Annotated in this window: 13 protein-coding genes and 1 tRNA gene; 9 read left to right on the top strand and 5 right to left on the bottom strand. The window is 32.1% G+C overall.

Annotated features, from left to right (window positions below; genetic code table 11):
• Window positions 1-82: 82 nt before the first annotated feature.
• Window positions 83-1,348, top strand: coding sequence for an acetyl-CoA hydrolase/transferase family protein (locus G5V56_RS13565; protein WP_166965915.1), 1,266 nt, complete (start codon window positions 83-85; stop codon window positions 1,346-1,348).
• 14 nt (window positions 1,349-1,362) lie between these two features.
• Here the strand turns inward: G5V56_RS13565 and G5V56_RS13560 are convergent, their stop codons facing one another.
• Together G5V56_RS13560 and gpmI are read right to left on the bottom strand one after the other, a co-directional pair.
• Window positions 1,363-1,779, bottom strand: coding sequence for a BT0820 family HAD-type phosphatase (locus G5V56_RS13560; RefSeq protein WP_166965913.1), 417 nt, complete (start codon window positions 1,777-1,779; stop codon window positions 1,363-1,365).
• 42 nt (window positions 1,780-1,821) lie between these two features.
• Complete coding sequence (gene gpmI / locus G5V56_RS13555; RefSeq protein WP_166965911.1) at window positions 1,822-3,339, bottom strand: 2,3-bisphosphoglycerate-independent phosphoglycerate mutase; 1,518 nt, start codon at window positions 3,337-3,339, stop codon at window positions 1,822-1,824.
• Window positions 3,340-3,586: 247 nt separating this feature from the next.
• On the opposite strand from gpmI, the gene G5V56_RS13550 reads away from it, so the two are divergent.
• Together G5V56_RS13550 and G5V56_RS13545 are read left to right on the top strand one after the other, a co-directional pair.
• Window positions 3,587-3,976, top strand: a complete 390-nt coding sequence (locus tag G5V56_RS13550; RefSeq protein ID WP_166965909.1) for an ankyrin repeat domain-containing protein — start codon at window positions 3,587-3,589, stop codon at window positions 3,974-3,976.
• A gap of 187 nt (window positions 3,977-4,163) precedes the next feature.
• Window positions 4,164-4,236, top strand: a tRNA-Gly gene (locus tag G5V56_RS13545).
• Between the two features lie 31 nt (window positions 4,237-4,267).
• Here the strand turns inward: G5V56_RS13545 and pepE are convergent.
• A complete protein-coding gene (pepE, locus tag G5V56_RS13540) occupies window positions 4,268-4,975 on the bottom strand; it encodes a dipeptidase PepE (RefSeq protein ID WP_166965907.1) in 708 nt (235 codons plus the stop codon).
• A gap of 104 nt (window positions 4,976-5,079) precedes the next feature.
• Here pepE and G5V56_RS13535 point away from each other — a divergent pair, with 104 nt between their 5' ends.
• The 6 genes from G5V56_RS13535 to G5V56_RS13510 all read left to right on the top strand — a co-directional run bounded on the left by G5V56_RS13535 (window position 5,080) and on the right by G5V56_RS13510 (window position 10,887).
• Window positions 5,080-5,877, top strand: coding sequence for a carboxypeptidase-like regulatory domain-containing protein (locus G5V56_RS13535; protein ID WP_166965905.1), 798 nt, complete (start codon window positions 5,080-5,082; stop codon window positions 5,875-5,877).
• Window positions 5,878-5,981: 104 nt separating this feature from the next.
• Window positions 5,982-6,785, top strand: coding sequence for a carboxypeptidase-like regulatory domain-containing protein (locus tag G5V56_RS13530; protein ID WP_166965903.1), 804 nt, complete (start codon window positions 5,982-5,984; stop codon window positions 6,783-6,785).
• On the top strand, window positions 6,772-7,545 hold the full coding sequence (locus G5V56_RS13525; protein ID WP_166965901.1) for a carboxypeptidase-like regulatory domain-containing protein: 774 nt from the start codon (window positions 6,772-6,774) through the stop codon (window positions 7,543-7,545). The genes G5V56_RS13530 and G5V56_RS13525 overlap by 14 nt, the downstream gene beginning before the upstream one ends.
• Window positions 7,546-7,614: 69 nt before the next feature.
• On the top strand, window positions 7,615-8,121 hold the full coding sequence (locus tag G5V56_RS13520; protein ID WP_166965899.1) for a DUF6702 family protein: 507 nt from the start codon (window positions 7,615-7,617) through the stop codon (window positions 8,119-8,121).
• A 100-nt stretch (window positions 8,122-8,221) separates the two neighbouring features.
• Entirely contained in the window at window positions 8,222-10,528 is a 2,307-nt protein-coding gene (locus tag G5V56_RS13515; protein ID WP_166966145.1) for a M1 family metallopeptidase, read from the top strand.
• A gap of 71 nt (window positions 10,529-10,599) precedes the next feature.
• The gene (locus tag G5V56_RS13510) at window positions 10,600-10,887 is read left to right on the top strand and encodes a twin-arginine translocase TatA/TatE family subunit (protein WP_166965897.1); all 288 of its coding nucleotides are present in this window, start codon (window positions 10,600-10,602) and stop codon (window positions 10,885-10,887) included.
• A gap of 4 nt (window positions 10,888-10,891) precedes the next feature.
• Here G5V56_RS13510 and G5V56_RS13505 read toward each other — a convergent pair whose 3' ends face one another.
• Both G5V56_RS13505 and G5V56_RS13500 read right to left on the bottom strand, forming a co-directional pair.
• Window positions 10,892-11,533 (bottom strand): O-methyltransferase, encoded by a 642-nt coding sequence (locus tag G5V56_RS13505; RefSeq protein WP_166965895.1) that lies wholly within the window; start codon window positions 11,531-11,533, stop codon window positions 10,892-10,894.
• A complete protein-coding gene (locus G5V56_RS13500) occupies window positions 11,533-12,615 on the bottom strand; it encodes an amidohydrolase family protein (RefSeq protein ID WP_166965893.1) in 1,083 nt (360 codons plus the stop codon). The genes G5V56_RS13505 and G5V56_RS13500 overlap by 1 nt, the downstream gene beginning before the upstream one ends.
• Window positions 12,616-12,617 lie beyond the last annotated feature (2 nt).

Below are 12,617 nucleotides of genomic sequence, written 5' to 3'. Positions count from 1 at the left end.
TATTGTTTTTTTATGAGAGTATGACTTTAGACATTTTTTATAATTTTTTTTATAAATAATTTTGAGTTTCAAAATGACTATTATGTATAAAATTGTTACTGCAGAAGAAGCCGTTAAAGTTATTAAGTCAAATGATAGAGTGTATATTCAAGCTGCGGCTGCAACGCCGCAGATTTTAATAAATGCTATGACGCAACGTTTTGAAGAATTAAGAAATGTTGAGGTTTGTCATTTACATGTAGAAGGAGACGCTCCTTATTCAAACCCAGAGCTAAGAGACAGTTTTCATGTAAATTCCTTTTTTGTGGGCAATAATGTTAGACACACATTAGCTGCTGGCAATGGATCTTATACACCCGTTTTTTTAAGTGAATTGCCGCTATTGTTTAAACGAAATATTTTACCACTCGATGTGGCGTTAATACATGTGTCTGTTCCAGATAAGCATGGGTATTGTTCTTTAGGTGTTTCTATTGAAGCAACTTTGGCGGCCATTGAAAACGCAAAAACGGTGATAGCACAGGTAAATCCACAAATGCCAAGAACACATGGTGACGGTATTATTCATCATACAGAAATAGATTTATTTGTTGAATGTAATGAATCTATACCGACGCATGACTTGCCTATTTCTGGAGAGGTTGAAAATAAAATTGGTGATTATGTGGCAAGTTTGATTGAAGATAAGAGTACGTTGCAAATGGGGGTTGGCGTTATTCCTAATGCAGTATTATCAAAACTTACTAACCATAAAAATTTAGGTTTACATACCGAAATGTTTTCGGATGGTGTTATAGACCTAATTTTAAATAATGTTATTAACGGAAATTATAAAGCTATTAGTCCAGGGCGAACTTTAGCCACATTTTTAATGGGTTCAAAACGATTATACGATTATGTTGATGATAACCCGTTTATTGAATTAAGAGCTTCTGATTATGTAAATGATGTCTCCATTATTAAGCAAAATAAACGGATGGTAGCCATAAATTCAGCCATAGAGGTTGATGTTACTGGACAAGTATGTGCAGATTCTATGGGTTCAAAAATATATTCAGGTGTTGGAGGGCAAATGGATTTTATAAGAGGGGCGTCTTTGAGTGAAGGTGGTAAAGCTATTATTGCCTTGCCATCAACAACTAAAAGCGGAATAAGCAGAATAGTGCCATGTCTAAAACCAGGAGCCGGTATTGTAACAACGAGGGCTCATGTGCATTATATTATTACTGAATACGGCATTGCAGATTTATATGGAAAGACCATACAAAATCGTGTAAAAGCTTTAGTAGAAATAGCGCATCCAAATCATAGAGAAGCTATCGAGAAGGCTTATTTTGAGTTGATTTAAAAAAGAAGAAAAGTTTATTTAAAAAAATCTAATAAACTTTTCTTCTTTTTATAAGTATCAATATTTGGCATGTCTTCATGACCAATGAGTATTTGGTATACTTTGCCCCAGCCTATAAAACCGCCAATATTTCTGTCATCAATAAACAAATCTGCATGAATCTTTCTACTTCTGTCAGTTTTGTATTCCTCTTCGGGAAAACTCTTATTGACAGCATAGAAAAAAATTCCGTTGTCTTCACAAAACTTAACAGCTTCATCCAATGTGTCGCCACTTCTGTAGGTCCATAAAATAAGACGATGCCCTTCTTCTTGTAATTTTTTTAAAGTTTCAAATGCAAAAAGCATAGGTTTTCCAACCTTTGGGTAGGCATCTTCAACGATGGTACCATCAAAATCGACTGCAATAATAAGCTTGTCGTTAAAATTCATTTATGGGCTGCATTTGGTTACTGTAAAAGTACAATATTAATTTTAAACTAAGGAATGACGCGTCATGGCCTCTGGTTGTTCAATTCCCATAAGTTTAAGTATCGTAGGCGCAATATCTCCTAAAACACCATCTTTTACTTCTTTTAAATCTTTATCAATTAAAATTACAGGAACAGGATTTGTTGTGTGAGCTGTATTAGGTGAGCCATCTGGATTTATCATGGTTTCACAATTACCATGATCTGCAATTAATATAGTTGTATAATCATTGTCAAGTGCTGCTGTAACCACATCTTTTACACAAATATCAACTGCTTCACATGCTTTAATGGCGGCTTTCATAACGCCTGTGTGACCTACCATGTCTCCGTTGGCAAAATTTAAACATACAAAATCAACATCTCCTTTTTGTAACTCAGGCACTAAGGCATCTCTTAATTCGTAGGCGCTCATTTCTGGTTGTAAGTCATAAGTGGCCACTTTTGGTGAGTTTCTTAAAATACGTGTTTCACCTTTAAAAGGAGTTTCTTGTCCGCCAGAAAAGAAAAAAGTAACATGAGGATATTTTTCTGTTTCAGCAATACGAATTTGTTTTTTATTATGCTTTTCTAAAACTTCACCTAAGGTTTCTGTTAAATTTTCTTTGTTGAATATAACTTTTATGTTTTTAAAACTATCATCATAATTGGTAAGCGTTACATAATATAAATCTAATTTATGCATGTTTTGTTCATGAAAATCTTTTTGAGATAACGCCTCAGTTAATTCGCGTCCACGATCTGTTCTGAAGTTAAAGAAAATAACAACATCACCGTTTTTAATCGTTGCAACTGGTTTGTCATTATTATCAACCATAACAATAGGTTTGATAAACTCATCAGTAATATCATTTTTGTAATGAGATTCTATAGACTCAGTAACATTGGTAGAATGTTCACCTTCACCACGTACCATAACATCATATGCTAGCTTAATACGTTCCCAGCGCTTATCTCTATCCATAGCATAATAACGCCCCGTTACAGAAGCTAGTTTGCTGTTTGTTTTTTCTAGTTCTTCTTCTAATTCTGTTAAAAATCCATAGCCAGATTTAGGATCTACATCACGACCATCAGTAAAGGCATGCACATAGGAGTTGGTTAAACCGAAATCATTGGCAGCTTCCAGTAAACCAAATAAATGATTGATGTGCGAATGCACACCACCATCACTTAGCAACCCAACAAAATGAACATCTTTATTGTTTTTCTTAGCATAGTCAAAAGCATCAACTAATACTTTTTCATTATTAAGGGTTTTGTTTTTTACGGCTAGATTTACTTTTACTAAATCTTGATAAACAATTCTTCCTGCTCCAAGATTCATATGTCCAACTTCACTATTTCCCATTTGACCTTCGGGTAAACCAACGTGTAAACCATCTGTTCGTAAAGAAGCATTCGGGTATTTTGTGTATAAAGAATCTATGAAAGGTGTGTTTGCATTATCGATTGCTGATACTTTTGGGTCTGGAGATTTCCCCCATCCGTCAAGAATCATTAAGATGACTTTTTTATTCATTTTTAATATGATTTTAATAGGCTCAAAGATAACGAAGTTTAATAAGAAAATGAGTAAAAATGCTTTCCGAAATACTCATTTATTAGCAAGTATTTCAATGAATTTTTAGGTTAACATACTATTTGTTTGAAGAAAATAAAATGTTAAAAAAATGTTATTGCTTACTTTTTCTGTAACACATTTAAAAAACTATCGTCTTTATAATATATCAAAAAACGAATCAATAATCAAATTAAAATCTTTCATCATGAAAAAAACAATCATTATTTCAGCAGTCGCATTATGTTTTTCAATTGCCACTGTTAGTGCTAGCCCTTTAAAAAATTCTACAGAAAAATATAGTACTGTTTCGGTGCTTAAGTTTAAAGTAAGTCCGTTTTGTGTTTCAATTGCTAAAGGAGATTTTGAAACTGTAAAAAAGCTTATTGAATTAGGTACAGATATTAATCAAAAATCTAACGGAATGACACCTGTAATGTATGCAGCAAAGTACAACAGAACTGAGATTTTGAAATTTTTAATTTCAAAAGGAGCTAATTTAAAAGCAAAATCAGACAAAGGGATGACTGCAGAAGAATATGCAAAATTGCACGGGGCTAAAGATGCTCATGAAATTCTTGAAAATGCATTATCATAAATCATAAAATAATTAAACTCAATATAATTATTTTGAGCTAGTCAACAAAAAAGCCTTGTTTTTCAAGGCTTTTTTGTTGACTATATTTTCATTATTAACTACTTAGATATTCCGAATATTATTTTTTTAAAAGTTGTGTTTTTTCTTGCAAAGAGAAGGACAGTTTAGTTATATTTGCCATAGAATTGCGGGAGTAGCTCAGTTGGTAGAGCGTCAGCCTTCCAAGCTGAATGTCGCCGGTTCGAACCCGGTCTCCCGCTCAAGAAGCTTCATCATTAAGATGAGGCTTTTTTATTTTAAGGTATTTAATTCTGTCTCTGGTTTTACTTCGTAAGGTGTCTTTTGATATTCAAAAATTCTGGCTGTAAGCGGTCCTTTTAAAACTATCGAATCGCCTTTAACATGCAACCAACTTCCTTCTCGTAACCCAATGACTGGTTGCGTATTATAACAATGAAATTCTTTGATACGTGTTTCTCTGGTTTCACCCATATGTTTTAAATTTTTAATAGTGTCTAGATAATGCGGATTTATATTAAACGGAACTAAACCTAAAGCATTAAAATTTGGAGGATACACTATAGGCATGTCGTTAGTAGTTTTTATGCTAAGTCCACAAATATTACTTCCTGCACTTGTGCCTAAATAGGGGGTTCCTTTGCTAATGCTGTCTTTTAAAACACTTAGTACGTTGTTTTTGTACAATTGATTTAATAGTACAAACGTGTTGCCACCACCAACAAAAATAGCTTCAGCTTCTTCAATTGCTAAACTTGGGTTTTCAAAAGTGTGAATTCCAATAACGTCTTTCTTAATTTTTAAAAAGGCCTCTTGTGCTTTTTTTGTATAGGCATCGTGTGATATGCCATCTGGTCTTGCATAAGGTATAAATAGAATGGTGTTTATTTCTTTAAAAAATATGGTTAAATCCTCGAGAATATAGTCTAGATAATTACTTCCGTGAGTTGTAGAGGTGCTGGCAATAAAAATGTTTTTCATTGAAATTATTTTTAAAAAAATTATATCTGGTACAATTTACCAAAAGTTTATAGTATATTAATAGATAAAATATATTTTAAAAGATTATTTTTAGACAAAAAACTATGAAAAAATTTATAATCTTATTAGCTGTTTTATCAGGTTTGCAGGCTGTTTCTCAAAATTTAAAACCAATCAGCATACAAGGAAAAGTAACTGTTGAAGGCGGGGATCTTACAGGGATATCGATTTTTAATAAGACTTCTATGATAGGAACAATAACCAATGAAAATGGTGAGTTTACGCTACCAGTTAAGCTAAATGATTCAATTGAGGTAAGTGCATTACAGTTTAAAAACATTGGTTTTCTAATTAATCAAAGTATTTTACAAGCTAAAACCATGAAAATATTTTTGATTGATGAAATTAATAAGCTCGATGAAGTTGTTATAACTGGAAATAGTTTGTCTAAAAATTTAGAAGTACAGATGAAACGTACAGGAAATTTTAAGCCAAAGTTGAATAATTTATATTTTGGTATGGTTAATAACGATGAGGCTTATAATGATATTGATTATAAATCTGCAGTTAGTAACAATGTAATGAACTCCCAACGGCAAAAAATGATTCATGGTTTAAATGTTGTAAATGTTGTTGATCAATTATTATTGCCCTTATTTAGGTCGAAAGTGAAAGATAAAGATGAAACAGGGATTCCAGAAGTTCCTATAGAATCTGTTAAATACTATTTTGGTTCTGACTTTTTAGTTGACAATTTCAACATTCCAGAGCATCGTGTTGAAGAATTTATAAGGTATGTTGAAAGTGATAATTTTGATATGTCGTTACTTAATTATGGAAAAGAAATGGAATTATTAGAATTGATTCATAATAAGAGTTTACAATTTTTAAACAAAAAGTAGCAATTTATTACTTTATGAAGTAACTTACTTTAACAAAACTTTAAATACACTTTTCATTTTCTTTAAGATTTGATATCCGTTCTTTATATTCTAAAGAAATTTTTATGAAAAGAATAGTACTCTTTATAACTATAATACTTTGTATTACTTCAGTTAGAAGCCAAACTATTACTCGCATTAATGTAAAAGGGATTATTCATGCAGATTTTAATGATGTTGAAAATGTAACCATATACAATACATCATCAAATAAAGGAACCATAACTAATGATAAAGGGGAGTTTACTATTAAGGTTGCTTTAAACGATATAATTGAAATTTCTGCCTTACAGTTTAAAACCGTTTCAGTTACCATTACGAAAGAAGTTATAGACTCTAAATTATTAAAAATATCTTTAGTTGAAAGTGTTAATCAGCTTGATGCCGTTGTATTGTCATCTGGGCTTTCTGGAAATATTGCTTTAGATATTGATGATGTAAGAATGCCTGCTCATATTGAATTGGACATGGGGAATATGGACATGGCTTTCGAGTATAATGATGACAAAGCTTTTGATAGAGGTGTTTTAGAAAATCAATTAAATGCCATAGTAAATAAAGGGCAACTTCATAATGGTGTTAATTTTGTTGCAATATCTAAACTGATTTTTAAGTCTAAAAAAAATAAAACTGTTAAAAATCAAATACCGCAAGAACCCAAACCAAAAGAACTATTAGATGTTTATTCTTCTCAAGATATTAGTAAAACGTTTAACATTCCATTGAATGATGTACAATCTTTTATAGGTTTTCTAGAGTCAAAAGAGTTTAATCAAGACTTGTTAAAAAAGGAGAATGAAGTACAACTTATTGAGTTTTTAATTGCACAGAGGCGTTTGTTTTTAAAGTTAGAGGATGGTAAAAATTAAACATGTAATAATTATTTTTATCAGCTTCCAATTTCAAGATGCGTTTTCTCAATCAGTGGAAATTCAGGGTAAAATAGAAAGTGATCTTAATGTTGAGAATATAAATGTTATTAATAAAACGTCTCAATTTTTTACAATAACAGATTCCGAAGGGCGATTTAAAATAAAAGCAAAACTGAATGATACACTTTTGTTTTCGTCTATACAACATAAACCCAAAACCGTAATTATTGATAAAAATATAATCGTTCTCAAAGCAATGCGAGTTTTTTTAGAAGAAAAAATAAATGAATTAGATGAGGTTGTTGTTGGTAAAATTTTAACAGGTAATTTATTGTTAGATATAAGTAAAACAGAAGGAGATCCTCCTATAAATTTTTACGATGTAGGTATTCCAGGTTACACAGGGAAACCAGCAACGATTAGCGAACGAAAATTAAATGAAGCAACAACAGGTTCTGGAATTATTCCTCTAAATCCAATAATTAATGCTCTAACAGGCAGAACCAAAATGCTTAAAAATAGAGTTAAAATTGATGAAAAAGAAGCCTTAATGCAAAGTATAAAAGCTCGGTTAGAAAAAGATTTTTTAGCATCTAACCCGTTACAAGATGATTTGGTTATGGATTTTTTTTATTTCTGTGCAGATGATGAAAACTTTATAGTCCATTGTAAAAACCAAACTGATTTTAAAATACTTATATTTTTGAGAATGAAATATAGACAGTATTTAGAGAATTTAAGGGCTAATAAAAATTAATCCTTTTTGGAATGCTTTTTGAACAATTAAAATAAATTACTTTTGACGAACTTTTTGTTTTAAACATATATGAAAAAAATAATTCTACTCCTAATTGTTATCCCTTTGTTAGCATTCTCGGGCATTCATAAATATTATGTTAGCGTAACCCAGATTAATTATATTAAAGAGAAACAAACGGTTCAAATTACAGCTCGCATATTTGTAGATGATTTTGAGAATACGTTGCGCCAACGTTACGATGAGAATATAACCTTATCAGAAAAAAATGAACCAAAAAGTGTGAATGATTACATTGAAACGTATTTAAAAGATAAAATCAAAGTCAAAATTAATGGTAAAGACGTTAATTTGGTATTTATCGGTAAAGAATATGATTATGATATTATGCGTTGCTATATTGAGATTGATAATGTGAAAAACATTTCTTCTTTTGAAATTTCAAACAAAATTTTGTTTGATGCTTTTGATAATCAACAGAATATAATTAAGACAAATATCAACTCAAAACAGAAGGGTTTTATATTAACTCGTCAAGATGATGATGCGTTGTTAAATTTTAATTATAAAGCATAAACTCATCGAATAATTCGTTATTTTGGCACACTTTTTAATCAAATGTTTAAAGAATTATTTGTGAAAAGCAAAAAATGCTATGTTTAATTTAAAGCTTATGATGAAGAAAACTATTTATTACATTCTCCCTTTTTTTTTAATTTCAGTTGGAATCTTTGCCCAAGATCAAGATCAACCAAAAGCAAAGACAGGTCACACAAACACCAATAAGTTTAAACAATTATATGATGAGTTTTCTACTCCTAATATGTATAGAGCGGCATCAGGAGCTCCTGGAAGCGCTTACTATCAGCAAGAGGCAGATTACAAAATGGATATTGTTTTAGACGATAAGAATCCAAAAATTTCGGGTTTCGAAACCATAACATATACCAATAATTCCCCAGACGATTTAGATTACCTATGGGTACAATTAGATCAAAATAAAAGAGCTAAAGACTCTAAATCTCCTTTAATTGAAAGTGACGGTGTTAAACCTGTTCAAAGTATGTCAAAGTTTTCAAAAGAGTATTTAAAAGATCCTTTTGATGGCGGTTTTAATATTCAGGAAGTTGTTGAAACAAGTGGTGCGTCTTTACCTTATATTATAAATAGTACGATGATGCGCGTTGATTTACCTAAAACATTAAAACATGGTGAAAAGTTTTCTTTTTCTATAAAGTGGTGGTACAATATTAATGACCACGTTCCAGATAGAGATCGTTCTGGGTACGAATATTTTCCAAAAGATGGTAATAGAACGTACGAAATTGCTCAGTTTTATCCTAGGATGGCTGTATATAGCGATGTAGAGGGATGGCAGAATTCTCAGTTTTGGGGTCGTGATGAATTTGCATTGCCTTTTGGAAATTTTGAAGTAAATATTACAGTTCCAGCGGATCATATTTTAGATGCTACAGGAGTTTTAACTAATAGAAAAGAGGTATTTTCTAAAGTGATGATGGAGCGTTACGAGAAGGCTAAAAAATCGTATAAAGAACCTGTTTTAATTGTGACACAAGCAGAAGCAGAATTAGCTGAAAAAGGTTTCTCTAAAAAAACAAAAACATGGAAATTTGACGCTAAAAATGTACGTGATTTTGCATTTGCAACATCAAGAAAATTTATCTGGGATATGATGGCTGTTAAAGTAGGTGACAAAGATGTTATGGCTGTTTCGTTATATCCAAAAGAAGGTAATCCGCTTTGGGGCGAATGGTCTACTAAAACAGTTGGAGTAACGTTAAAGGCTTATTCTAGAATGACGTTTGATTATCCATATCATAAAGCTATTTCTGTGCATGCAAAAAATCAAGGCATGGAATACCCGATGATTTGTTGGAACTATGGTCGTCCTAATGAAGACGGAACTTACAGTAGTCGTGTAAAGTATGGTATGATGGGAGTTATTATTCACGAAGTTGGGCATAACTTTTTTCCTATGATTGTTAATAGTGATGAGCGCCAATGGACATGGATGGATGAAGGTTTAAATTCATTTCTTCAAACCATAGCAAAAAAGGAGATGGGAGAAACGTATCCTGAATGCTTATGTCCTGGTGATAAAGTTTTTCCTGCGAGAAATAGCGATCCAACCTCAATTATTCCATATATGGGCGGTGATCAAGATTTTACAGCACCTATTATGTCTAAAGGATTAAATGTGCATAATTTTGGATCGAATGCTTATTCAAAACCCGCTGTAGGTTTAACGATATTAAGAGAAACCATTATGGGACATGAATTGTTTGATTATGCATTTAAAGAATATGCGCATCGTTGGATGTTTAAGCACCCAACACCAGAAGATTTTTTCAGGACCATGGAAGATGCTTCTGCTGTTGATTTAGATTGGTTTTGGAGAGGTTGGTTTTACACAACAGATTGGGTTGATATAGGTATAAAAGATGTTAAAAAATATTATGTATCTTCAAAACCCAACGCTCAAGGAGAAAAACTATTAGAACGTTATAAAAGGTATAATCTTAAATCTGATAGTTTTGTTTATTTATCTGAAGAAGGCAGTGATACCGTAGATGAAAGTGAAAAAAATAATGACTTATTAGAAAATTCGGTTCCTTTAAAGGAATACGTCATGGATAATTTCACAAAGGAGGAACGCGCCCATATGAAACATCCAAAATATTTTTATAATATTACTTTTGATAAGCCAGGGGGAATGGTTATGCCTATAATTGTTAAGTATAGTTATGCAGATGGAACATCAGATACCATCACATATCCGGCTGAGATTTGGCGTCTTAATGATAAAGAAGTTAGCAAAGCAGTGGCTTCCGAAAAAGAAATTATAAGTGTTACAGTTGATCCAAATAAAGAAACCGCTGATATAGATACATCAAATAATTCTTGGCCAAAAGAAATTAAACAAAGTGCTTTTGACAAATTTAAAAGTACTCACAAAAGTTAAATAAATTTAAAAGCCGATTATTATAGTCGGCTTTTTTTTTATTCTAATCAAACACTTACTATATTTGTACCGTGATACATCAACCTACATTTTTATTTATTAGTGGTGCTGAAATAGCATTCATACTTTTTATTGTCGTCATGGTTTTTGGGGCTGACAAGGTGCCTGATATTGCCAAAGGGATGGCAAAAGGCATGAGAGTTCTTAAAGATGCAACCAATGATATTAAAAACGAAATCACAAAGAGTGCTGAAAATAATGGTATTGACACTAGTTTCACCAAAGAAATTGGTGATGAACTTAAAAAGGTTAAAGATAATTTAGACGATTTTACAGGATCTGTAAAGCGTAAATTATAAACTTTTATTTTTTTCTACTAATTGTTAAGCCGTCTCTTATTGGTAAAACAACAGTTTCAATTCTTGTATCTTCTTTTAAAAGTGTATTAAAATCTAAAACAGCTTTTGTTGATTTGTCTTTGGAATCTAAAGGTTCAACAACCTTTCCATGCCAAAGCACATTATCAGATAAAATAATGCCTCCAGTATTTAACTTGTCTATGATTAAATGGAAGTAGTTCACGTAATTAGGTTTGTCGGCGTCAATAAAAACTAAATCAAACGTTCTATCAAGTTTTGGGATAATATCTATGGCGTTTCCTAAATGCTGAATGATTTGAGATCCATAATCAGATTTATCAAAGTACTTACGCTGAAAATCTGCTAACTCTTCATTAATATCAATAGTGTGAATTTCGCCCTCTTTTTGCAAACCTTCAGCCAAGCAAAGTGTGGCGTAACCAGTGAAAGTTCCTAATTCTAAAATATTTTTTGGTTGTTTCAATTTAGAAATCATACTCAAAACACGCCCTTGATAAGGTCCACTAAGCATAATGGGTTGCAGGATTTTTTGGTAGGTTTCTCGTGTTAATTGCTGTAATAATTCTGGTTCTTCTTCAGAATGTTTTATGATGTAATCATCTAAATCTTCGGGTAGAAAATGCATTAAGATCGTATTCTTTTAAGTAATTTTTGTTTAGCTGCCTCATCATCACCACACAACCATTGAATCACGTTGTCTTCCCAAATAGCATCTCGCTCTTTTTCAGTAATGATTTCGCGTTGCATAGCAAGGTCTAATATTTTTCCGGGATACGACGATTGTTTAATGCTTTCCATTTCACCTAATGGGTAGGGGTCGTCTAATCCCATAATCACTTGTTTAGCACCTTGGTTTTTTATTAATAATTCTAATGATCCAGTGTCATGAACTAAAGTGTCAAAAAAGATATTTTTATGTCCAACTGCTTTTCTTGGGTGATGTTTGCCTTCAAATAAATCGGGTCTCCCATCAAATCCTTGAATACGTCTTCCTAAATTAATTTGAGCTAATTGGCCACCATGAGCAAAACAGGTACGCATATTCGGATATTTTTCTTGATAACCGTTTAATGTTAAAAAGTGGTAGGCATCAGCACATTGAGCCAGCATCCAAATAAGGTGAAATCTCCATGAGGTGTTCTCTAATTTTATAAACTTTTCGCCATCATACGGATGGATTTCTACAGCAAGATTGTATTTGTCAGCTAGTTCAAAAATAGGTTCATTTTCTTCATCAAAAATACAGCGCCAAGTACCAATTGTGTCCATGTAATGGGTTGGCAAACATAATAATTGCATGCCGTGGGTTTCAACACAGCGTTCTATTTCCCAACAAGCACTTCTTACAAAACCAGGATGAACCACAAATCCGCAGGTAAATTTATTTGGATTTTCATTTTGTATACGCGCATTAAAATCGTTTTGAAAACGCAAGGCTTGTTTCATTTCTTCAACACGCAACCCATTGCCATAAAGCTGAGACAGATTTAAAACAACCGCATGGTCTATCTTAAAACGTTCCATCCATTCTAATTTTTCATGTAAAAAGAAACTTGAGTCTGTTACGGGGCGACTCCAATCTTTTTGAAGCATGAATTTACGGTCTTTATCAACCCAAAAAATTCCTTTTTCACGCATAAAATCTGGAATTTCCTCTGGGTAAGGTAACAAATGTGAATGGCCGTTAATACGAAGTTTGCGTGTCATAA

It is taken from the genome of Yeosuana marina (assembly GCF_011762485.1).
Taxonomy (GTDB): Bacteria; Bacteroidota; Bacteroidia; order Flavobacteriales; family Flavobacteriaceae; genus Yeosuana; species Yeosuana marina.
This window is presented reverse-complemented; position numbering and strand designations above follow the sequence as displayed.

Bases quoted from the DNA above. Each gene is read 5' to 3' on its own strand.
- pepE (WP_166965907.1), bottom strand. From the start codon at position 4,975: ATGAAAAACATTTTTATTGCCAGCACCTCTACAACTCACGGAAGTAAT.
- G5V56_RS13530 (WP_166965903.1), top strand. From the start codon at position 5,982: ATGAAAAGAATAGTACTCTTTATAACTATAATACTTTGTATTACTTCA.
- G5V56_RS13500 (WP_166965893.1), bottom strand. From the start codon at position 12,615: ATGACACGCAAACTTCGTATTAACGGCCATTCACATTTGTTACCTTAC.
- G5V56_RS13565 (WP_166965915.1), top strand. From the start codon at position 83: ATGTATAAAATTGTTACTGCAGAAGAAGCCGTTAAAGTTATTAAGTCA.
- G5V56_RS13550 (WP_166965909.1), top strand. From the start codon at position 3,587: ATGAAAAAAACAATCATTATTTCAGCAGTCGCATTATGTTTTTCAATT.
- G5V56_RS13560 (WP_166965913.1), bottom strand. From the start codon at position 1,779: ATGAATTTTAACGACAAGCTTATTATTGCAGTCGATTTTGATGGTACC.
- G5V56_RS13520 (WP_166965899.1), top strand. From the start codon at position 7,615: ATGAAAAAAATAATTCTACTCCTAATTGTTATCCCTTTGTTAGCATTC.
- G5V56_RS13535 (WP_166965905.1), top strand. From the start codon at position 5,080: ATGAAAAAATTTATAATCTTATTAGCTGTTTTATCAGGTTTGCAGGCT.
- G5V56_RS13525 (WP_166965901.1), top strand. From the start codon at position 6,772: ATGGTAAAAATTAAACATGTAATAATTATTTTTATCAGCTTCCAATTT.
- G5V56_RS13505 (WP_166965895.1), bottom strand. From the start codon at position 11,533: ATGCATTTTCTACCCGAAGATTTAGATGATTACATCATAAAACATTCT.
- gpmI (WP_166965911.1), bottom strand. From the start codon at position 3,339: ATGAATAAAAAAGTCATCTTAATGATTCTTGACGGATGGGGGAAATCT.
- G5V56_RS13515 (WP_166966145.1), top strand. From the start codon at position 8,222: ATGAAGAAAACTATTTATTACATTCTCCCTTTTTTTTTAATTTCAGTT.